This is a genomic window from Agromyces sp. CCNWLW203 (genome assembly GCF_036576125.1).
Lineage (GTDB): Bacteria > Actinomycetota > Actinomycetes > Actinomycetales > Microbacteriaceae > Agromyces.
Map to the genome: position 1 here is coordinate 439,343 of NZ_JAZHYX010000003.1, position 19,807 is coordinate 459,149.

Genomic DNA, 19,807 nt, shown 5'->3' on the forward strand with positions numbered 1-19,807 from the left:
CGTCGTGCGGCCGTCGGGCTCGCGCTCCTCGGTGTCGCGCCGATCGGTCATGGCTCGATCGTAGGCGCCGCCTCCGTCAGTGCGGCGAGCTCCGCCTGCACGTACGGGTCGTCGGGACGGGCCGCGGCGAGCTCCTGCTGCAAGGCGAGCGCTTCGTCCGTGCGGCCGAGGCTGCGCAGGCACCGCGCAACCGACCAGCGGGCGACGTGGCGCTGCTCGGCCGTGCCGTAGCGGTCGGCGGCCTCGACGGCCTGCTCGAAGTGCGTGAGCGCCGCCTCTGCCCTGCCGGCGTCGTGCATGGTCCAGCCGAGGTTGTTGTGCAGCGCGACGCCCCAGCGGCGCAGGCGCGCGTCGCGCACCCCGTCGAGCACGTCGAAGCCCTCGGCCGCCCACTCCTCCTCATGACCGGCGTCGTTCAGCGCCAGCATGTGCAGGGCGTCGAGCACGAGGAACGTCGATCCGGCGAGCGCGGCTTCCCGCACGCCCCGGGTCAGTTCGGGCACCGCGTCGGCAGGGCGGGCAGCGGATGCCGCGAGCCGCCCCCGCTCGATCGCCACGCGCGCCCGGAGCTCCGCGGCATCCTTGTCGCCATCGCCGGCGGAAATGCCTGCCGCGACGCCCTCGAGCGCGGCGAGCGCCTCGTCGACGCGGCCCTGGATGCCGACGGCCCTGGCGAGCTGCGTCGTCATCACGGCACGCAGGTGCGCCGAGTTCTCGTCGTCGTCCGCGGCCTCCCGGAATCGCTCCTCGCTGGCCGCCGGGTTCCCGAAATCCCAGAGTCGGTCGATCATCTGCTGTTCGGCGCCGCGGTGTCGGGACGGTTCGGCGGGCACCTGGTCGGTCGAGTCGTCTTCCACCCTCCCATCATGGCAGCGCTCGGACGTCGCCCGTTATGCTCGCCTGAGCATGACCCGCATCATCGCCGGATTCGCCGGCTCACTCACCCTCCGGGTGCCGCGTTCCGGCACCCGTCCCACGAGCGACCGTGTGCGCGAGGCGATCTTCTCCGCCCTCGAGGCCCGCGACGCCCTCGACGGTGCCCGCGTGCTCGACCTCTACGCGGGTTCCGGTGCGCTCGGCCTCGAGGCGGCCAGTCGCGGCGCGACCGACGTCGTGCTCGTCGAGCGGGCCAAACCCGCCGCCGAGGTGTGCCGTGCGAACGCCGACGCCCTCCTGAAGGCGGCGAAGGGTGGGCCTCGCCCGCACGTCCGGGTGGCGGTACGACCCGTGGCGGCGTACCTCGAGACGGCAGCAGCCGGCGTCGACCTCGCGTTCATCGACCCGCCGTACGACCTCGACGAGTCAGCGCTCGCACGCGATCTCGAACTGCTGGCACCCCTCCTGGCACCCGATGCCGTCGTGATGGTCGAACGCAGCTCCCGCTCCCCCGAGCCCGAATGGCCCGCGGGCATCGAGCCCGAGCGCCGCCGCGACTACGGCGAGACGACGCTCTGGTGGGCCACCGCGGCTCAGCCCGAGCGGCCGTCCCAGCCCGAGTAGGGATCCCACCCGGCCGAGTCGATCGCGACGCCGTCGACGAAGAGCTCGCCCGCGGCATCCGTCACGAGCCCGATGCGCTCGAACGGCACGGGCAGCGGAACCCCGGCCGGGAAGGTCGCGAGCATGCCGTGGTCCTCCCCGCCCGCGAGGGCGAGCCGCACGTCGGGCCCGAGCGCTTCGCTCGAGAAATCGATGCCGACGCCGCTCGCCTGCGCGATGCGGCGCGCGTCACGAGCGAGCCCGTCGGAGACATCGAGCATCGCCGTCGCCCCGGCGGACGCGGCCACGACCCCGGCGGCGACGGGCGGTGACGGCGCCAGCTGGGCGGCGATGAGCTCGGGATGGCGGCGGCGCAGCGACTCGGCCGCCGCGGAGTCCGGTTCGCCCGAGGCATCCGTCGCCTCGTCGAAGAGCAGGGCGAGACCGCGGGCCGCGTCGCCCCGAGCGCCGGCGTGCGCGACCACGTCGCCCGGACGCGCGCCGTCACGGGTCACCGGGGCGCGCCCCTCGAGGTCGCCGAACGCGGTGACGGCGATCGTCAGCACCGACGAGGCCGAGAGGTCTCCGCCGACGACGCCCGCTCCCGGCGCGAGAGCAGCCAACGCCTCACGGAGCCCGTCGGCGATGCCCTCGAGCACCGAGCCGTCGATCGATGGCGGTGCGGCGATCGCCACGACGAGCGCCGTCGGTCGGGCGCCCATCGCCGCGACATCCGTCAGGTTCGTCGCCGCCGCCTTCCAGCCGAGCTCGAACGGCGTCGACCACGCGAGCCGGAAGTCGGGGCCGTGCACCATGAGGTCGGTGGTCACGACGAAACGTCCGTCGGCCGCGGCGACCACCGCGGCGTCGTCGCCGGGGCCGAGGAGGGCGGCGTCGGCCGGGCGAAGTCGTGGCAGGATGCGCGCGAGCGCGGCATCCTCACCGAGTTCGCCGACGGTACGGGGCTGTGCGGCGTGGTCGGCGCGCTCGGGCTCGTGCATGCCCTTCACGCTAGCGTGCGCACCGGCGTCGTCCAGCCCCCATGCCTCCGCGCGCGATAGCCTGAACGGGATGCCAGATTCACCCGCCGCCCCCCGGTCCCGCTCGAGACGCCTCCCGTTCGCGGCCGCCATCGCGGCGACCGCCACGGTGCTCGTGTTCACCGGCTGCAGTCAGGCCGTTCCGGTCGAAACCGCGCCCCTTGCGAGCGACCCCGGCTGCGCCGCCGTGGTCGTTCGCCTGCCCGACGCCCTCGCGAAGGACACCGAGGCCGAACAGCCGCAGCGCGAGACCAACGCGCAGGGCAGCGGTGCTTGGGGCGAACCGGCATCCGTCATTCTGCGCTGCGGCGCCGAGGCGCCCGGCCCCACGACCGATCGCTGCGTCAGCGTCAACGGCGTCGACTGGGTCATCGACGAATCGGATGCCCCGAACTACCTGTTCACCACCTACGGGCGCACGCCGGCCGTCGAGGTGTTCGTCGACAACGACGTGGTCTCCGGCACGACCGTCATCAACGAGCTCGCGGCCGCGGTGTCGGTCATTCCGGCCGGCAGCGGGTGCACGACGCTCGACGAGACGTTCGACGACACGACGGGCTGAGCCCGCCCAGGGTCGGTCAGCGGCTGCCGCGCGCGAACCCGCCGTCGATGAGCTCGGCGATCAGGTCGGGATAGGCGAGGCCCGACTGCTGCCAGCACGTCGGGAACATCGAGATGGGCGTGAAGCCCGGCATCGTGTTGATCTCGTTCACGACGAAGCCCTCGTCGGTCAGGAACACGTCGACGCGCGCGAGCCCCTCGCCGCCGATCGCCTCGAACGCGTGCCGCGCGACGCGCTGCAGCTCGAACAGCTCGCCGTCGCCGAGCTCGGCGGGGCAGATCAGCTCGACGCCGGGGGCATCGAGGTACTTCGCCTCGAAGTCGTAGAAGTCGCGGCCCGTCACGACGACCTCGCCGGCGACGCTCACGCGAACGGATGCCCCGGCGCCGCCGAGCACGCCGCACTCGATCTCGCGGCCGACGACGGCCGCCTCGACGAGCACGGAGCCGTCTTCGGCGAACGCGGTCTCGAGAGCGGCATCGAGCTCCGACCAGTCGGCGACTCTCGTGACACCGACGGACGAGCCGGCGCGTGCCGGCTTGACGAACACCGGCAGGCCGAGCGCCTTCGTTCGGCGCTCCCACAGCTCGCGGTTCTCGTCGAGCGAGGCGCGCGTCAGCGTCACCCACGGCGCCACCGCGATGCCCGCGCCCTCGAGCACGGTCTTCGTGAAGTGCTTGTCCATGCCGATCGACGAGGCGAGCACGCCGTTGCCGACGTAGGGCAGGCCGATGAGCTCCAGCAGCCCCTGGATCGTGCCGTCTTCGCCGAAGCGGCCGTGCAGGATGGGGAAGACCACGTCGACGTCGCCGAGCGAGCGTTCGCCAGAGGCATCCGATACCCGAAGCTCGCGCGACGACGCGCTCTCGGGCCAGCGCACCCGGCTGCCGTTGTCGACGACCTCGGGCAGGTGCGCCGGATCGAGGGCGAAGCGGTCGGGGTCGTCGGACTCGAGCACGAACGCGCCGTCGCGGGTGATCCCGACGGGGATCACCTCGTAGCGGCTACGGTCGATCGCCCGGAGCACCCCGCCCGCCGTAGCGCAGCTGATCGAATGCTCGCTGGAACGCCCTCCGAACAGCAGAACCACTCTGAGCTTGTCCATCGATCGTCCTTTCGCCCTGCGGCTCGTCGTCTGTCGTGAGGTGCGGCGCGATGTCCTTCGGATCGAGGGTGCCCGCGAGCACCTGCCGAACCTGTTCGACGATGGGCATGTCGACGCCCATCGCACGCGCCAGTTCGAGGATCGGCCCGACCGATGCGAGCCCCTCTGTGGTCTGCTGCATCTGATTGACGACGTCGTTCAGGTGATAGCCCTGGCCGAGCAGCCGGCCCGCAGTGTTGTTTCGCGAGAGCGGTGACTGGCTCGTCGCGATGAGGTCGCCGAGGCCCGCGAGTCCCGCGAGGGTCTCGGGGTGCGCGCCGTAGGCGACCGCGAAGTCGGTCATCTCGACGAGGCCGCGCGTGATGATCGACGCCTTCGTGTTCTCGCCGTAGCCGACGCCGTCGACGATGCCGATCGCGACGGCGATGAGGTTCTTCAGCACGCCGCCGAACTCGGTGCCGATCACGTCGGTGTTCACGAACGAGCGGAAGTAGCGGTTGCGGGCGACGGATGCCACGGCCTGGGCCGTCTCGAGGCTCGTCGACGACACGACGGCGGCGGTCGGCTGCTCCTTCGCGATCTCGAGCGCGAGGTTCGGCCCCGAGATCACCGCGATCTGCGCCGGGTCGATGCGCAGCACCTCGGCGATGACCTCGCTCATGCGATTGCCCGTCGACTTCTCGACGCCCTTCATGAGCGAGACGACGGATGCCTGTGCGTGCAGGTGCGGCGCGATGATCGCGAGGTTCTCGCGGAGGGACTGGCTCGGTACCGAGATGTAGACCTGCTCGGCGCCCGCGAGCGCGAGATCGAGGCGGCTCGTGGCCCGCAGGCCGAGCGGCAGGTTCACGCCCGGGAGGTAGTCGCTGTTGCGCTTGGCCTCCTGGATCTCGCGTGCGAGCTCTGGGCGGCGGGCCCAGAGCACGACATCAGCACCGCCGTCGGCGAGGATCTTCGCGAATGTAGTGCCCCAGCTGCCGGCGCCGAGTACGGCGACGCGCTTGCCTGCGACCTTCTTGGCGGCGGTTCTAGTCTTCAAGGCGCCCCGTCTCCTTCTGGCCGTGCTGCGTCGGATCCCAACGCTCGGCCGGTGCCGGTTCACCGCGGAGCTCGGCGAGGAGCTCGGCGATCGCGTCCATGAGCTCGCCCGTCGCCTCGAGCAGGGTGCTCTGGGTGAGCGGCTTGCCCCGGTAGGCACTCAGGTCGAGCGGATCGCCGATGATGACGTCGATGGTCTTGCGCGGGAACGGGTGGATCTTCTTGCCGTAGCGCGGCATGAGCTCTTGAGTGCCCCAGTGCGCTGCGGGAATGATCGGGATGTCTCGCTCGAGCGCGATGCGCACGGCCCCCGTCTTGCCCCGCATCGGCCAGAGGTCGGGGTCGCGGGTCAGCGAGCCCTCGGGGTACACGACGACCATGCGCCCCTTCTCGACGAGCTCCTCGGCCGCGCGAAGGGCCCGGTGGCTCTTGCTGCCCGCGCGCTCGACCGGGATCTGCCCCGAGGTGCGCAGGAGCCAGCCCAGGACCGGATTCTTGAAGAGCGAGGCCTTCGCGAGGAATCGCGGCGCGCGGCCGAGCTTCCAGACGCCCGCACCGATGACCAGTGGATCGATCTCGCTGTAGTGATTCGGCGCGAGCACGAACGCACCCGACTGGGGCATGCGCTCGCGATGGTGGAACCGGTAGCGGACCGCGAGGGCCAGCGGCGGAAGGGCGATGGCGGCGAGCAACCAGAAGAACGAGGGTCGGCGGGTCTCCGAACGCGGCTTCATGGAGCTCGTCGAGGGCGTGTCGTCGTGTGGCACTCCCCCATTATCCTTCGAGTTCGAAGTCCGCCCCGAGGAGCTCCAGCTTCGTGATGAAGTTCTCGTAGCCGCGAGCGATGATGCCGACGTTCGAGACGGTCGAACGGCCGTCGGCCGAGAGCGCCGCGATGAGGTGGCTGAAGCCGCCGCGCAGGTCGGGCACCTCGATGTCGGCGCCCGTGAGCTTCGTGGGGCCCGAGATCACCGCTGAGTGCTTGAAGTTGCGCTGGCCGAATCGGCACGCACGACCGCCGAGGCATTCTTTGTGCACCTCGATCGACGCACCCATCTCGACGAGCGCGTCGACGAAGCCGAAGCGCTGCTCGTAGACCGTCTCGTGCACGATCGAGACGCCCTTCGCCTTCGTGAGCGCGATCACGAGCGGCTGCTGCCAGTCGGTCATGAACCCGGGGTGCACGTCGGTCTCGATGATGACGGGTGAGAGCTCGCCGCCCGGGTGGAAGAACCGGATGCCGTCTTCCTGGATCTCGAAGTCGCCGCCGACCTTGCGGAAGACGTTGAGGAAGGTGAGCATCTCGGCCTGGCGCGCGCCGCCGACGAAGATGTCGCCGTCGGTCGCGAGGGCTGCAGCGGCCCAGCTCGCGGCCTCGTTGCGGTCGAAGAGCGCACGGTGCGTGTAGCCGTCGAGCTTCTGCACACCCTCGATGCGAATCACCCGGTCGGTGTCGACCGTGATGATGGCGCCCATCTTCTGCAGGATGTTGATGAGATCCATGATCTCGGGCTCGATCGCCGCGCCCGAGAGCTCGGTGATGCCGTCGGCGAGCACGGCCGTCAGCAGCACCTGCTCGGTCGCGCCGACGCTCGGGTAGGGCAGCGACACCTTGGCGCCGTGCAGGCCGCCGGGCGCCGACATGCGGATGCCGCTCGGCAGCTTCTCGACGATGGCGCCGAAGTTGCGCAGCACCTCGAGGTGGTAGTCGATCGGGCGGTCGCCGATGCGGCAGCCGCCGAGGTCGGGGATGAATGCCTCGCCGAGGCGGTGCAGCAGCGGGCCGCAGAAGAGGATCGGGATGCGGCTGGAACCCGCGTGCGCGTCGATGTCGGCCATGTGCGCGGTCTCGACCGCCGACGGGTCGAGGATGAGTTCGCCCTCGACGCCCTGCGTGACGCTCACGCCGTGCACCTCGAGGAGGCCGCGGACGATGCGGACATCGCTGATGTTCGGCACGTCTTTCAGCACGCTCGGAGTGTCACCGAGGATGGCCGCGACCATCGCCTTCGTGACGAGGTTCTTCGCGCCCTTCAACTCGATGCGACCGCGGAGCGGCTTGCCACCGTTGATCGTGATCTTGTCGACGTTCAACCCGACTGCCGTTCCATGGTTCTTGGCATCTTGCCCGAGTGTGTTCACAGACTCCCTGATTCCGCCGGCTCCCTGATGGGGAGCGTCTTCGGCCGCCACGACTCTCGATGAGACTCGAACTCGGCAATTGCTGCTTCGTCTCTGAGGGTGAGCCCGATGTCATCGAGTCCCTCCAGAAGCCTCCACCGAGTGTAGTCATCGATCTCGAACGGCACCTTCAGCGACCCTACGGTCACTGTTCGCTCAACCAGATCGACCGTCACCGCTATTCCCGGGTCGGCCTCGACGACCTCCCAGAGCCGCTCGACGTCTTCATAGGCGACCTGCGCTGCGAGGAGGCCCTGCTTGCCCGAGTTGCCACGGAAGATGTCGCCGAAGCGCGAGCTGATCACGACGTCGAAGCCGAAGTCGCGTAGCGCCCAGACGGCGTGCTCGCGGCTCGAACCGGTGCCGAAGTCGGGACCTGCGATCAGCACCTTGACGCCCTGGTATTCGGGGCGATTCAGTACGAAGTCGGGGTCTTGGCGCCAGGCGTAGAAGAGGGCGTCGTCGAATCCGGTCTTCGTGACGCGCTTCAGGAAGACGGCGGGGATGATCTGGTCGGTGTCGACGTTCGATCGGCGCAGCGGTGCCGCCGTGCCGGTGACGGTGGTGACCTTCTCCATGTCAGTTCCCCTCCCCTTCGGTCTGCAGATCCCACGGGCTCGAGAGCGTGCCGCGGATGGCGGTGGCGGCGGCGACGAGCGGCGACACGAGGTGCGTGCGGCCGCCCTTGCCCTGGCGTCCTTCGAAGTTGCGGTTCGAGGTCGAGGCGCAGCGCTCGCCCGGGGCGAGCTGGTCGGGGTTCATGCCGAGGCACATCGAACAGCCGGCGAAGCGCCATTCGGCGCCGAAGTCGGTGATGACCTTGTCGAGGCCCTCGGCCTCGGCCTCGAGCCGCACACGAGCCGACCCTGGCACGACCATGACGCGCACGCCCTCGGCCTTCCGCTTGCCCTTGATGATCGAGGCGAACGCGCGCAGGTCTTCGATGCGGCTGTTCGTGCACGAGCCCATGAAGACGGCGTCGACCGCGATCTCCTTCAACGGCGTGCCGGGTTCGAGCGCCATGTACTCGAGTGCGCGCTCTGCGGCGGCGCGCTCGTGCTGGTCGTCGATCGATGCGGGATCGGGCACCGTCTCGGAGAGCGAGACGCCCTGCCCGGGGTTCGTGCCCCACGTGACGAAGGGTTCGAGCGTGTCGGCGTCGATGAACACCTCGGCGTCGAACTTCGCACCCTCGTCGGTCGCGAGCGTCTCCCAGTACGCGACGGCGTCGTCCCAGTCGGCTCCGGATGGCGCATGGTCGCGGCCCTCGAGGTACGCGTACGTCGTGGCATCCGGTGCGACCATGCCGGCTCGCGCGCCGGCCTCGATCGACATGTTGCAGATCGTCATGCGGCCGTCCATCGAGAGGGCGCGGATCGCACTGCCGCGGTACTCGAGCACGTAGCCCTGGCCGCCGCCGGTGCCGATCTTCGCGATGACTGCGAGGATGATGTCCTTCGCGGTGACACCGGGGCGGAGCGTCCCCTCGACGTTGATCGCCATCGTCTTGAAGGGCTTCAACGGCAGGGTCTGCGTGGCGAGCACGTGCTCGACCTCGCTCGTGCCGATGCCGAACGCCATGGCGCCGAACGCGCCGTGCGTGCTCGTGTGGCTGTCGCCGCACACCACGGTGATGCCGGGCTGCGTGAGGCCGAGCTGCGGGCCGACGACGTGCACGATGCCCTGTTCCTTGTCGCCGAGCGAGTGCAGGCGGATGCCGAACTCGGCGGCGTTGCGGCGAAGCGTCTCGATCTGCGTGCGGCTCGTGAGGTCGGCGATCGGCTTGTCGATGTCGAGCGTCGGCGTGTTGTGGTCTTCGGTCGCGATCGTCAGGTCGGGCCGGCGCACCGGACGGCCAGCCATGCGCAGGCCGTCGAAGGCCTGCGGGCTCGTCACCTCGTGCACGAGGTGCAGGTCGATGTAGATCAGGTCAGGAGTGCCGTCTTCGCCCCGCTTGACCAGGTGGGCGCCCCACACCTTCTCGGCCAGCGTGCGCGGGCGTTCACTCGCGGCGTCGACTTCGGCGGGCGCGGTGTTCGTGGGTGCTGCGTTCATGCGTTCGTCTTCCTCAGGTCCAGGGGTCAGCCGACGACAGACTCCGCGACGGGGAAGGCCTCAGAACGAAGCCCCGCCGCGGCAACGAAGGAGAAGACGTCGTCGTGCGCGCACAACTTCAGGCTAACACCTCGGAAACGCCGACCCCGCCAGATGACACCGGGCGTTCAGGCCCGCTCGATGCGCACCGCGAAGGTGCCGAGCTCGACCCGATCGCCCGGCGAGAGCACGACACGCTCGCCAGGCGCGAGGTCGTGCTCGACGCCGTGAGCGTCGGTCACGAGCACGCCGTTCGTCGAGTGCAGGTCGGTGATCGAGAGTTCGGCGCCCTCGAGGTCGATGATCGCGTGGGTCTTCGACACCGACTTGGCGGCGTCGACGACCGGTACGAGCACCGCGTGCGGGCGCACCGGCACCGGCGCGGGGTCGCGGCCGAGCACGAGCGAACCACCGACCTGGAACCGCTGGCCGTCGTCGAGCGAGAGCATCCACGGGCCGTGCGGCACCGCCTGCTGCTCGGGCACGACGGGCTGCGGCGCGGGTGCCGGCGCCGTCACCGGCGTGAACGCCGGGAAGGCGGCCGGCGCCACGGCGGGCGCAGGCCGCGGCGGCGCCTCGACCGTGTCGGGAATCAACCCGGGAGGCGGAACGATGAACCCCTCGTGCTCCACGGCTCCACTCTAAGCGAGCACACGGCCGAGTCGCAGCACCCACGTCATCCTGTTGCGGGTGCCACGGCCTCGCCGCCGCCGGGCTTCGCGCGCTTCGGCGGCTTGGCGGCCTTCACCGCCTTCACCGGCTTGGCGCCCGAGATGTCCACCTTCGCCCAGTCCCGCTTCGAACGGATGCGGAATCGGCTGAAGAGACGCCTGAGACGACCGGATGCCGCGCGCGCGAGTCCGACCGACTCGAGCGCGGCGCTCCAGCTCTCGTCGACGACCGTCTGCTCGACCTCCTGGCCACCGAAGACAGCCCGGTCGGTGGCATCGGCCAACGGCATCACCCGGATGCCGCTCGCCGGGCCGTCGGCACGGACGACACGCACGGGACCCGTGTCGGTGTGCACGCTGCGCGCGTCTCCGAGGCCCTGCTCGTGCAACTGGAGCTCGATCGCCGCAGCCACCTGCCGGCGACTGCCGACGCGAGGCACCTCGAACCCGAGCTCGGCGAACTCGTCGGTCATCTCGTCCCAGGCTCCGGCGACGCGGCGGTCGCCGGTTCCCCGGTTCCGCCGGCGACTGCGACGACGCGCCTTGATCGCGGCGATCACGAGCATCGTGCCGAAGACGAGCAGCAATGGAATGCCCACGGCTCCCGCCGTGATCCACGCCCACAGGGGGATGACGAAGGGCTGGTCCTTCTTCTCGTCGTCGCTGTCGTCGATCTCGACGGCAGTGAGCAGGTCCTCGTCTTCGTTGTCGCTGCGCGGGGGCTGGCGCACCTGCGGCTGCGGTTCCGACTTCGGCTTCGGGGTCTGGTCTTGAGGAATGTCGGTCTCGTCGGGCGTGGGATGGAACGCCACCCAGCCGACGCCCTCGAAGGCGACCTCGACCCAGGCGGTGACGTCGTCGCCGACGACCTCGACGGAGTCGGCGTCCTCGCCGATCTGCGGCGCGAAGCCCATGACGACTCTCGCCGGGTACCCGAGATACCTCGCCATGAGGGCCATCGCCGAGGCGTACTGCTCCTCGTCGCCGATCATCTGGCTGCGCGTGAACAACTCGATCATGCGGTCGGCACCGTGGCCGGCTCGCGAGGGCACCGAGTCGGAGGCGAGGCCGTGGCTCAGGAACCCCTGGGTCTTCAGCGCCGTCTCGATCGCCCGTAACTGCTCGATGGGACTCTCGGCGGCGCCGGCGAACTCCTGCGCCTTGGCGACGACGACATCCGGGGTGTTCTCGATCGGAGCGAGGTCGATCTGCGCCGCGGGGGTGTCGATGAGGTCGTCGTCGTCGACCCCCTTCTGCAGCGTGGAGTCGATCGTGTAGCGGTACTCCTCCTCGACCCCGCTGGTCAGCACCGCGGTGCCGGTCGACGAGTTGTAGCGCAGGTCGCCCGCACTGGCGACGCTCCCGTCGTCGTCGAAGCGGAGTCGAGTCGGGTAGCCGACGCCCGGCAGCCAGACGTCGTCGTAGCCTGCGATCTCGACCGACGCCGTGCGCTCGCCCCCGGCCCGCATGAGTTCGGGCAGCGGCAGCGTCTCGCCGACGAGCTCGAACCCGCCGTCGGACGCGGCCATGTCGTCGGGTCCGGCGACGTTCCAGAGCCGGCCGTCGTACGAGTCCATGCTCGCGAGCCGGATCACGTCGCCGGGTTCCAGTCCGCTCACCGTGAAGAGCGGCGTGTCGGCGAGGTCCTTCGTGTAGGAACGGAAGCCCGCGAGCGGACTCGGGAACGCGAGCGGGTCGAACGGCGGCGTGATCTCCTCACGGAGCACGAATCGATCGGGCTGCGTCGGCGCGAGCGCCGTGCCGGCGAGCGCACCCACGAGCACCGCGCCGGTGACGAGCATGCCCGTTCCCGCGAGCTTCCGGCGCTGGAGCCGGCGCACACCGGAGTCGCTCGCCGCCGGAGCCGCGCTGCGCCGCCAGCCGAGCCAGATGAGCGCGATCGCGGCGAACGCGACGCCGCGGACGCCGGCGAAGTAGGTCTCGTCGGTGCCGAGCAGGATGCCGGAGAGGAAGAGCAGTGCCGGGCCGATCAGCAGCACGCTCGAGCGGAGCGGCGAACGGCGCACCACGAGCCAGCGGCTCGCGAGCATCGTGCCGACGAGCGCGACCAGCCAGGTCGCGAAGTACGGCACGACGGGGATGTAGTACGGCGCCTCGACCGGGGTCTGCAGCGTGACGATGTCGGTCCAGCCCCAGACGGCGCCGAGCGCGAGCCCCGCGAGCGACTCGAGGCTCGGCACGACGCCGAACAACGACTGGGCGGGCATCGTCAGCGCGCTGCCGAAGAGGAAGTAGCCGAGCAGGGCCGCGAGCACGTTGGTGACGACCCCGAGCCGCAGCACGTAGCCGAGCACGCCGAACGCCGTGCCGACCACGAGGCCGCCGACACCGGCGATGAGGAAGTTGTAGTCGCCGAACGACGTCTCGTAGCCGATCACGCCGAGGAGCGAGAGCACGGAGATGATCGCGACATCGGGCCAGGCCCGGGTCGGGAAGGGTCGCAGCGCCGGCTGGGCTGCCTGCGCAGGAGCTGCGGGAGTTGCGGGAACGGGGTGCACGGGGCTCGAGGAATCGGTCATGGTCGCACCCGCCGCATCACGCGGGCGAGGTCGCCGATCGCGCCGATCGTCACGACCGTGAGTCCCGAGACCTTCGCGATCCGTGAGGGCGCGCCGAACTCGGCACGGAAGCCGATGGTCTGCGTGTCGAGACCGAAGACGGTCTCAGCCGCGCGGAAGTCGGCGAGCGGGATCCGCGAACCGCCGACCATCATCACGACGCTCGGCGGAGGCAGGCGCTTCGTCGCGTCCCTCGCGAAATCGCGCAGGTTCGCGTGGTCGCCGGAGGTCTCGACCAGGCGGGAGCTGTCATCGAGCAGCGACGTCGGGGTGGCGGTGGAGAGCGGCATCCGCTCGCTCACGATGCTCATTCTGGTGCCGTCGCGCACGACCTGCACGCCGATGGAAGCGGTGATGGAGATGGCGAGCTCGAATTCGTCTTCGGACGCGTAGGCGTCGCGGTCGGTCGTGTGCACGATCGTGAGTTGCGAACGACGGGTCTCCTCGAACTGACGCACCATGAGCTGGCCGGTGCGCGCCGAGGTGCGCCAGTGCACGTTGCGCAGCGCGTCGCCCGGTTCGTACGAGCGCAAGGCGTGGAACGAGATGTCGTCGTTCGTGATCGTCTTCGTGACCTCGCCCTCGAGGTCGCGCACGAGGCCCGAGGCGCTCGGCGCCAGCCGGGCCGTCACGGGGTGCACGAACAGCTCGACCTCGTCGGTCCACTTCACGGTGCGGCGCAGCAGCCCGAGCTGATCGCCGCGCACCGTGATCGCAGGGCCAGCGACGATCACCGCACGACGGTGCGTCGGCACGGCGAAGAGCTCGTCGTGCTCGGCGCCCGGTGCGAGCACCGGAACGACGAACTCCGCGACGGCGCCGCCGACCGGCAGTTCCATGCGAGACGGGATCGAGGGCTTCGCGGCGATGTTCGTCACGAGCATGCGGCCGAGGGCACGCTCGCCCGCGACGACGCGGTGCGGGTTCAACTCGATGTGCACGCTGAAGTTCGCTCGCCCGAAGACGAACGCGATGGCCACCAGCAGTGCCGCGGCGAGCGTCGCACCCACGAATCCGAACTCGATCCAGCCGAAGATGCGGCTGAGCGCGAACGCCACGACCGCGCCGGCGAGCACGATCCACCCGAGGGGCGAGATCACTCTCGTGACCGGCGCGGCGAACCCGAACACTCGGCCGAGGGCCTGCCCCGACAGCCGCAGCGCATTGCGGACGCCGCCCGCGACGGCACGCCACAGGCCCCGCAGGGCGATGACGGTCTGCGAGGGCACGCGCGGGGCGGTGCCCGGCCGTTCAGGCGTGGCGATGCCCGCCACGCCGTCGACCGATGGGGCTGCCGGGCGTTCGGGCGCAGTAGACGTCGTCATGCCGCGCGGTAGGCGGGAGGTTCGATGTCGACCAGCACTCGGCTCACGATGTCTTCGGCGGTGACGCCGGCGAAGTCCGACTCGGGGTCGACGATGATGCGGTGCGCGAGCACGGGCACGGCGAGCTCCCGCACGTCGTCGGGCGTCACGTAGGTACGGCCCTGCGACAGCGCCCACGTCTTGACGGCGCGCGCGAGCGCGAGCGCACCGCGCATGCTGACACCGAGCGTCGAGTCCTTGTGGCTGCGCGTCGCGGTCACGATGTGGTTGAGGTAGGCGAGCACGGATGCATCGACGAACACCTCGGAGGCGAGCTGGGCCATCGCCGCCACCGAGCCGGGGGCGATGATCGGCGAGACCTTCGAGGCACGGGCGCGGTTCGAGGAGTCGAGGAGCAGCGCGACCGCGGTGTTGTGATCGGGGTAGCCGAGCGAGGTCTTGATCAGGAAGCGGTCGAGCTGGGCTTCGGGCAGCGTGTAGGTGCCCGCCTGCTCGACGGGGTTCTGGGTCGCGATGACCATGAACGGGCGGCCGACGTCGTGGCTCACGCCGTCGACGGTCACGCGCCCCTCCTCCATGACCTCGAGGAGTGCGGACTGCGTCTTCGGGCTCGCTCGGTTGATCTCGTCGGCGAGCACGATCGAGGCGAAGATCGGGCCCTTGTGGAACTCGAAGACGCCCTTGCCCTGGTCGTAGATCGTCACGCCCGTGACATCCGAGGGCAGCAGGTCGGGGGTGAACTGGATGCGCGAGTTCGAGCCGTCGAGCGTGTTGGCGAGCGCCTTGGCGAGCACCGTCTTGCCCGTGCCCGGAACGTCTTCGAGCAGCACGTGGCCGTCGCTGAGCAGCGCCGTCACGACGAGCCGGATGGTATCGCGCTTGCCGAGGATCGCCTGGTCGACGTTGTCGACGAGCTTCGCGAAGGCGTCGGAGAACCAGTCCGCCTGTTCTTGTGTCACTGACATGTTTGCTCCTCTGAGATGTTCGGGCTGAGTTGTTGGCACGAGGTCACCATGTGCCGTACCCGATGTTGTTCCACTGGCTTCCGCTGATTCCGCCCAGCGTTCGCGACGTGCCGCCGCTGACGTTCTCGAATCGCACGGCGATCGTCTCGCCCGCCGCCCGCTGGCCGAGGTGGTTCTGAAGTTGGAGGTTCCCGCTCGCGCCGATGTCGTAGGTTCCCTTCCAGTTGCTCCAGGAACCGTTGACCGTCACGTAGATCTGATATCGACCTGCATCCATGTTGTTCCACGTGATGCGCACCTCAGCGCAACCGCTGCCGCCGCTGTCGCACGCCATGCTCGGACCCTTGCCGATCGAGCCCGACGGCTGCGGAGGCGGCGGGTTGTTGACGACGACGGAGTCGCTCGCGCCGGGGCCGGCCTTGCCGCTGCCCCTGTTGATCGCCTGAACTTCGACGGTCCATGTGCGGGCATCGGCACCGCCGGTGGACGCCGACGTAGAACTCGTGTTGTGCCAGTTGCCACCGTTCAGGCGCCACCGGTAGTCGACCCCGCCTCCGCCGGTGTCGGACGGCGCAGCCCACCGCATGGTCAGTGTCGCGGGCGCGTCGCCGCTCTTCGAGATCGTCACGTTCCGCGGAGCTGTCGGCGTGCCATAGGGCGTCACCGTCGCGCTTGGGCTGGATGATGTGCTGCCGATCTTGTTCCTCGCCGTGACCGTGAAGGCGTAGCCCTGTCCGTTCGTCAGCCCGGTGATCGGCTGAGCGGTGCCGGCGGCACTGGCAGGGAACGTCTTGCTCCCCCCGGACCAGTTCACGGTGTAGTCGAGAATCGGCGAGTTGTTGGTCGCCGGTGCCTGCCACCGCACCGTGGCTGCGGCGTCGCCGGCGGTGGCCTGCGGCTGGGCCGGCGCGTCGGGCGCAGCGCGCACGATCACCGTGACGCGGCCCTGCACCTCGCGGGCCGGATCCTTGGTGCCGTCCTGCACGCGATAGACGATGCTGAGTTCGCCGGTGAACGTCGGGCCGGTCTTGGCGGTGATGCCCGTCGAGGTGAAGGTCACGCTTGCCGCGCTGCCGACCGAGAGCTGGTCGATCTGCGCGTCGATGACTCGGAGTGGGGTTCCCTCGGCCTCGAACGGGTTGAGGTCGTTGGCGAGCACGTCGATCGTCTTCGACTGGCTGCGCAGCATCTCCTCGGGTCCGTCGTCGCGCGGCACGGCCTTGGGTCGCGAGGAGCTCACGACCTCGACGTCGATCGAGCCGGGCACCGAGAACTCCTTGTAGTCGACGGTGAAGGTCAACGTGGTCTTCGTGCCGGGCTGCACGCCGAGCGGGGAGCTCACCGTGAGCATCGAACCGCTGATGCCGGCCGAGAAGTCGGCGTTCTGGCCGCTGAGGCCGTTGTACGAGAGCTCCTGCAGCACCTTGTCGCTCGGGTGACCGCTCGACTGCCGCAGGTCGATCTCCTGCGGCGCCTCGCCCGCTTCGATCTTCATCGTGCGCGGGGTGAAGGTCGGTGGCACGTCTTCGAAGTTCGGGTCGCCGACCGTGATCGGGATCGTCAGGAACGCCTTACGACCCTTCGGGTCGCTCGCGCTCTCGCCGTCGGTGACCTCGAACGTCACCGCCGACTGGCCGCGGAAGTCCTTGGCCGGCGTGTAGGTCAAGGTGGAGGCGTCGGTCATCGGCGACGACCCGTCACCGTTCGTCGACGTGGCTGAGAGGATGCGCGCGGGCTTGCCCGACGGCACGATCACGATGTCACCCACGCTCCACGAGATGGTGCCGTTCATGCGCACGATCTGCGGACCGAGCTCGGCGAGATACGGCGGCGGGAAGGTCTCTTCCTCCTCCTTCTTCTCCTCATCGGCATCGCTGCTCGGCGGTACGATGACGAATGCCATCGCCGTGAGCTCGTCGACCTCGTTCGTGAGTCGATAGGCGATCGCCTGGCGCTTCGAGGTCGGCTTGACCTTGACCGTGCCGTCGGTCATGACCTCGGCGTTCTCGGAGTTCGGGCCCTCGACCGTCACCACGAGGTCTTCAACGAGCCCCCCGGGGTTCTGGGCGTCCTTCAGCGGGTCGACCGTCACGGTGCTCTTGTCAGCCACGTGCTTGGGTTCGACGACCTGGTCGTGCGCGGTCGGCGGTTCGATCTTCGCGTCTTCGGTCACGAGCACCTGGATGAAGGCGCCGTCGGCCCCGCCGTGCCCGTTCGTGATCTCGTAGCGCACCGAATTGCCGCCCTCGGCGTCGGGCGCTTCGACGAGCACTCGGTTGTTCTTCACGCTCGCGGTGAGGCCCTCGCCGACCTCGGGCAGCTTCTTCTGCACCTTGATCGGGTAGCCGCTGGGATCCGAGTCGTTCGCGAGCACGTCGATCGCCGCACGTCGGCCGGGCCGCAACTCGACGACGTCGTCGACCGCGTTCGGCGGAAGCGCCTCGACCGGCCGTGGGATCACGCCGATGCGGATCGTGCCGGTCGCCGATTTGCCGGCGGTATCGGCCACCTCGTACGTGAAGGACTCGGTGCCCGCCGACCCCGCATAGGCCTCGTAACTGATGTGCGTACTGCCGATGTCGACGATCTTGCCGAGGGAGGGAGGGGTCGTGATGCCGACGAGCGTGACGGAGTCGCCGTCGGGATCGATGCCGTCGAGCGGCACGTCGATCTTGACCGCGGTGCCCTCGAAGGTGCGGGAGGTCAGCGGCAGCGGCAGCGGTGGCCGGTTCGACTTCGCATCGGGGCCGACGACGTTGAAACGCACGACCGCGGATGCGGACTGCTCGTAGTCGTCGAAGACCCGGTAGGTGGCGGTGTACACGCCGGGCTCCTGCGGCGCCTGGTAGCGCACGGTGTCGTCGGCGGTGAAGACGAGCCCGCCGGCCCCGCTGACGTCCACGAGCTCGGCATCGAGCGTGAGCGGCGCGGCATCGGGGTGGTAGTCGTTCTCGAGCACCGGCACGGTGACGATGTCGCCGGCACGCACGGTCACCGCGTCGTCCGCCGCCACTGGGGGCTGGTGCTTGACGAGCGGCGGCACGGGCACCACGGTCACGGTGCTCGTCGAACTCGCGATGCCGTCGGAGACGGTGTATTCGAACTGCAACTGCTGGGTGATCGCCTCGGACGCGGTGATGCGGGCGACCGTGTTGTTCAGTACCTCGACCGAGAGCAGGTCGCCGGATGCCTCGGTGTCGACCGTCTGCACGGCGAGCACCCGCCCGCTCGGCGACACGTCATTGGTGAGCAGCGCGAGCGTCGTCGGTTCGCCCGGACGCAAGTAGGCCGTGTCCTTCACCGCGATCGGCGGCGGCGATTCCCCCGGAGGGTCTTTCACGTCGACCCTGATGAGGCCGACGCTCGTCGCGGCGCCCGCGCCGAGGTTGTAGATGAAGATGTGGGTGCCGACCTGGTCGGAGGCGAATCCGATCACCCCGCGGTCGAGGTTCGGCGTGATGGTCGCCGAGGTGGAGGCGTTCTCGACGCCGAGCAGCGCCAGCGGCTCGCCCGACGGGCTCAGGTCGTTCACGAGCGGCTCGATGAGGGTGGTCTCTCCGGCGAAGACCTCTGCGAAGTCGGGCGTGCCGACCGGGTTCAGTGCTCCGGGCTCCTTGACGTCGACGGTGAGCACACCGGCCGACGTCAGCGTGCCGTCGGAGACGACGTACTGCACCTCCTTCACGCCGAGCTCGCCGGTCTTGTGCTCGAAGGTGACGAAACCGTCGGGTGCGAACCGCACAGAGTCGCCGCTCGTCGGCGACGCGCTGACGAGGAAGACGTCGTCGCCGTCGGGGTCGAGCCAGTCGGCGAGCACGTTGTAGCCCATCGACTTGCCCTGCTCGACGCTGATGGCGCCCGAGCGAATCGCCACGGGGGCGGTGTTCTCGGCCGTCGGGCGGATCGTCAGGTCGACGTGGGCCTGGGCGACGCCGAGACGACCGTCGTCGGCGGTGTACTGGAACGAGACCGTGCCCGCGGCATCCGGCGACGGGGTGAATTGCAGCGCGCGGCCGCCGTCGATGACCTCGAGCCGGCCCGACTGCTCGGCGATCTCGCTCACGTTCGTGGCCGTGAGCACGTCGCCGTCGGGGTCGGTGTCGTTCTCGAGGATCTCGAGCACCGTGGTGCGACCCGGCCGCACCCCGAAGGTGTCGTCGCGCGCGGTGGGCGGCCGGTTCGTCTCGCTGCGCTCGGCGAGCGTGTCTTCGAACGTCTGCTGCGAGGCCTTCTCCTCGCCTTCCTCGGCGTCGCTCTCCTCGGGCGGCGTGACCTCGTCCCAGTTGTCGACCAGCCGCATGTTGGCGTCGACCAGCCAGACGTTGCCGTTCGTCAGGTTGTTGAGCGCGATGACGCTGCGGTTGACCCGGAACTCGAGGCGCGAGCCCGTCGTGACCTGGTCGATCGACTGCACCTCGGGCTCCTGCCCGTCGCACGCGTTGAGGTACCGACCGACACCGGCCCATGCGCCGTGGGCGCAGCCGTCGAGCCAGACGGGTCTCGAGACATCCGCCTCGGAGGTCGGGACGTCGATGTCGGCGTCGATCACCACGGCGTCCCCGCCTCCGAGCGGCACCTGCAGCAACGAGTCTCCCGTAGCGAGCAGCACTGAATCGTTCTCAGCGCCGACCTGTTGGATCTCGAGCGCCGTCTCGTCGAGGTCTCTGGCCGTTCCGTCGATGATGACGGCATTCTGCTTCGTGTCGAGGATGACGGGCTCGTCGCCGACGACCGACAGTTGATGCTCGCCGATCGACGGGAGATCGCT

15 protein-coding genes are annotated in these 19,807 nt (G+C 69.7%); 2 read left to right on the plus strand and 13 right to left on the minus strand.

All coding sequences use genetic code 11. The annotated features are described in order from the left end of the window. Positions 1-47: 47 nt before the first annotated feature. Complete coding sequence (locus tag VPH61_RS10235) at positions 48-857, minus strand: tetratricopeptide repeat protein (RefSeq protein WP_332063388.1); 810 nt, start codon at positions 855-857, stop codon at positions 48-50. 49 nt (positions 858-906) lie between these two features. Here VPH61_RS10235 and VPH61_RS10240 point away from each other — a divergent pair, with 49 nt between their 5' ends. Then, on the plus strand, positions 907-1,500 hold the full coding sequence (locus VPH61_RS10240) for an RsmD family RNA methyltransferase (RefSeq protein ID WP_332063389.1): 594 nt from the start codon (positions 907-909) through the stop codon (positions 1,498-1,500). Here the strand turns inward: VPH61_RS10240 and thiL are convergent. Continuing rightward, positions 1,470-2,480 carry a thiamine-phosphate kinase gene (gene thiL / locus VPH61_RS10245; RefSeq protein ID WP_332063390.1) on the minus strand — a complete coding sequence of 337 codons (1,011 nt, stop codon included), beginning with the start codon at positions 2,478-2,480 and terminating at the stop codon, positions 1,470-1,472. The two genes, VPH61_RS10240 and thiL, sit on opposite strands and share 31 nt — an antisense overlap. 70 nt (positions 2,481-2,550) lie before the next feature. Between thiL and VPH61_RS10250 the strand changes: the two genes are divergently transcribed. Then, complete coding sequence (locus VPH61_RS10250) at positions 2,551-3,081, plus strand: DUF3515 family protein (protein ID WP_332063391.1); 531 nt, start codon at positions 2,551-2,553, stop codon at positions 3,079-3,081. Positions 3,082-3,097: 16 nt separating this feature from the next. On the opposite strand, the gene VPH61_RS10255 is transcribed toward VPH61_RS10250, so the two are convergent. From VPH61_RS10255 to VPH61_RS10305, 11 genes are all read right to left on the minus strand, one after another. Next, on the minus strand, positions 3,098-4,186 hold the full coding sequence (locus VPH61_RS10255; RefSeq protein ID WP_332063392.1) for a D-alanine--D-alanine ligase family protein: 1,089 nt from the start codon (positions 4,184-4,186) through the stop codon (positions 3,098-3,100). Next, the gene (locus VPH61_RS10260) at positions 4,086-5,225 is read right to left on the minus strand and encodes an NAD(P)H-dependent glycerol-3-phosphate dehydrogenase (RefSeq protein WP_332063393.1); all 1,140 of its coding nucleotides are present in this window, start codon (positions 5,223-5,225) and stop codon (positions 4,086-4,088) included. Before VPH61_RS10260 ends, VPH61_RS10255 begins: the two co-directional genes overlap by 101 nt. Beyond that, a complete protein-coding gene (locus tag VPH61_RS10265) occupies positions 5,215-5,958 on the minus strand; it encodes a lysophospholipid acyltransferase family protein (protein WP_332063411.1) in 744 nt (247 codons plus the stop codon). Before VPH61_RS10265 ends, VPH61_RS10260 begins: the two co-directional genes overlap by 11 nt. 40 nt (positions 5,959-5,998) lie before the next feature. Then, positions 5,999-7,366 carry a UDP-N-acetylglucosamine 1-carboxyvinyltransferase gene (gene murA / locus VPH61_RS10270; RefSeq protein ID WP_332063394.1) on the minus strand — a complete coding sequence of 456 codons (1,368 nt, stop codon included), beginning with the start codon at positions 7,364-7,366 and terminating at the stop codon, positions 5,999-6,001. Then, entirely contained in the window at positions 7,363-7,983 is a 621-nt protein-coding gene (gene leuD, locus VPH61_RS10275; RefSeq protein ID WP_332063395.1) for a 3-isopropylmalate dehydratase small subunit, read from the minus strand. Before leuD ends, murA begins: the two co-directional genes overlap by 4 nt. 1 nt (position 7,984) lies before the next feature. Then, on the minus strand, positions 7,985-9,460 hold the full coding sequence (gene leuC / locus VPH61_RS10280; protein ID WP_332063396.1) for a 3-isopropylmalate dehydratase large subunit: 1,476 nt from the start codon (positions 9,458-9,460) through the stop codon (positions 7,985-7,987). 167 nt (positions 9,461-9,627) lie between these two features. Beyond that, positions 9,628-10,131, minus strand: coding sequence for an FHA domain-containing protein (locus tag VPH61_RS10285; RefSeq protein ID WP_332063397.1), 504 nt, complete (start codon positions 10,129-10,131; stop codon positions 9,628-9,630). A gap of 44 nt (positions 10,132-10,175) precedes the next feature. Next, a complete protein-coding gene (locus tag VPH61_RS10290) occupies positions 10,176-12,710 on the minus strand; it encodes a transglutaminase family protein (RefSeq protein ID WP_332063398.1) in 2,535 nt (844 codons plus the stop codon). Then, entirely contained in the window at positions 12,707-14,074 is a 1,368-nt protein-coding gene (locus tag VPH61_RS10295) for a DUF58 domain-containing protein (RefSeq protein WP_332063399.1), read from the minus strand. The genes VPH61_RS10290 and VPH61_RS10295 overlap by 4 nt, the downstream gene beginning before the upstream one ends. Continuing rightward, complete coding sequence (locus tag VPH61_RS10300; protein ID WP_332063400.1) at positions 14,071-15,039, minus strand: AAA family ATPase; 969 nt, start codon at positions 15,037-15,039, stop codon at positions 14,071-14,073. The genes VPH61_RS10295 and VPH61_RS10300 overlap by 4 nt, the downstream gene beginning before the upstream one ends. Before the next feature lie 43 nt (positions 15,040-15,082). Next, the coding region (locus VPH61_RS10305; RefSeq protein ID WP_332063401.1) for an Ig-like domain-containing protein at positions 15,083-19,807 on the minus strand (4,725 nt) is incomplete at its 5' end.

What these genes read in the sequence shown, in the direction of transcription:
- VPH61_RS10240 (WP_332063389.1), top strand. Translation starts at nt 907, where the DNA reads ATGACCCGCATCATCGCCGGATTCGCCGGCTCACTCACCCTCCGGGTG.
- thiL (WP_332063390.1), bottom strand. Translation starts at nt 2,480, where the DNA reads ATGCACGAGCCCGAGCGCGCCGACCACGCCGCACAGCCCCGTACCGTC.
- VPH61_RS10250 (WP_332063391.1), top strand. Translation starts at nt 2,551, where the DNA reads ATGCCAGATTCACCCGCCGCCCCCCGGTCCCGCTCGAGACGCCTCCCG.
- VPH61_RS10255 (WP_332063392.1), bottom strand. Translation starts at nt 4,186, where the DNA reads ATGGACAAGCTCAGAGTGGTTCTGCTGTTCGGAGGGCGTTCCAGCGAG.
- VPH61_RS10265 (WP_332063411.1), bottom strand. Translation starts at nt 5,958, where the DNA reads ATGAAGCCGCGTTCGGAGACCCGCCGACCCTCGTTCTTCTGGTTGCTC.
- leuD (WP_332063395.1), bottom strand. Translation starts at nt 7,983, where the DNA reads ATGGAGAAGGTCACCACCGTCACCGGCACGGCGGCACCGCTGCGCCGA.
- leuC (WP_332063396.1), bottom strand. Translation starts at nt 9,460, where the DNA reads ATGAACGCAGCACCCACGAACACCGCGCCCGCCGAAGTCGACGCCGCG.
- VPH61_RS10290 (WP_332063398.1), bottom strand. Translation starts at nt 12,710, where the DNA reads ATGACCGATTCCTCGAGCCCCGTGCACCCCGTTCCCGCAACTCCCGCA.
- VPH61_RS10295 (WP_332063399.1), bottom strand. Translation starts at nt 14,074, where the DNA reads ATGACGACGTCTACTGCGCCCGAACGCCCGGCAGCCCCATCGGTCGAC.
- VPH61_RS10300 (WP_332063400.1), bottom strand. Translation starts at nt 15,039, where the DNA reads ATGTCAGTGACACAAGAACAGGCGGACTGGTTCTCCGACGCCTTCGCG.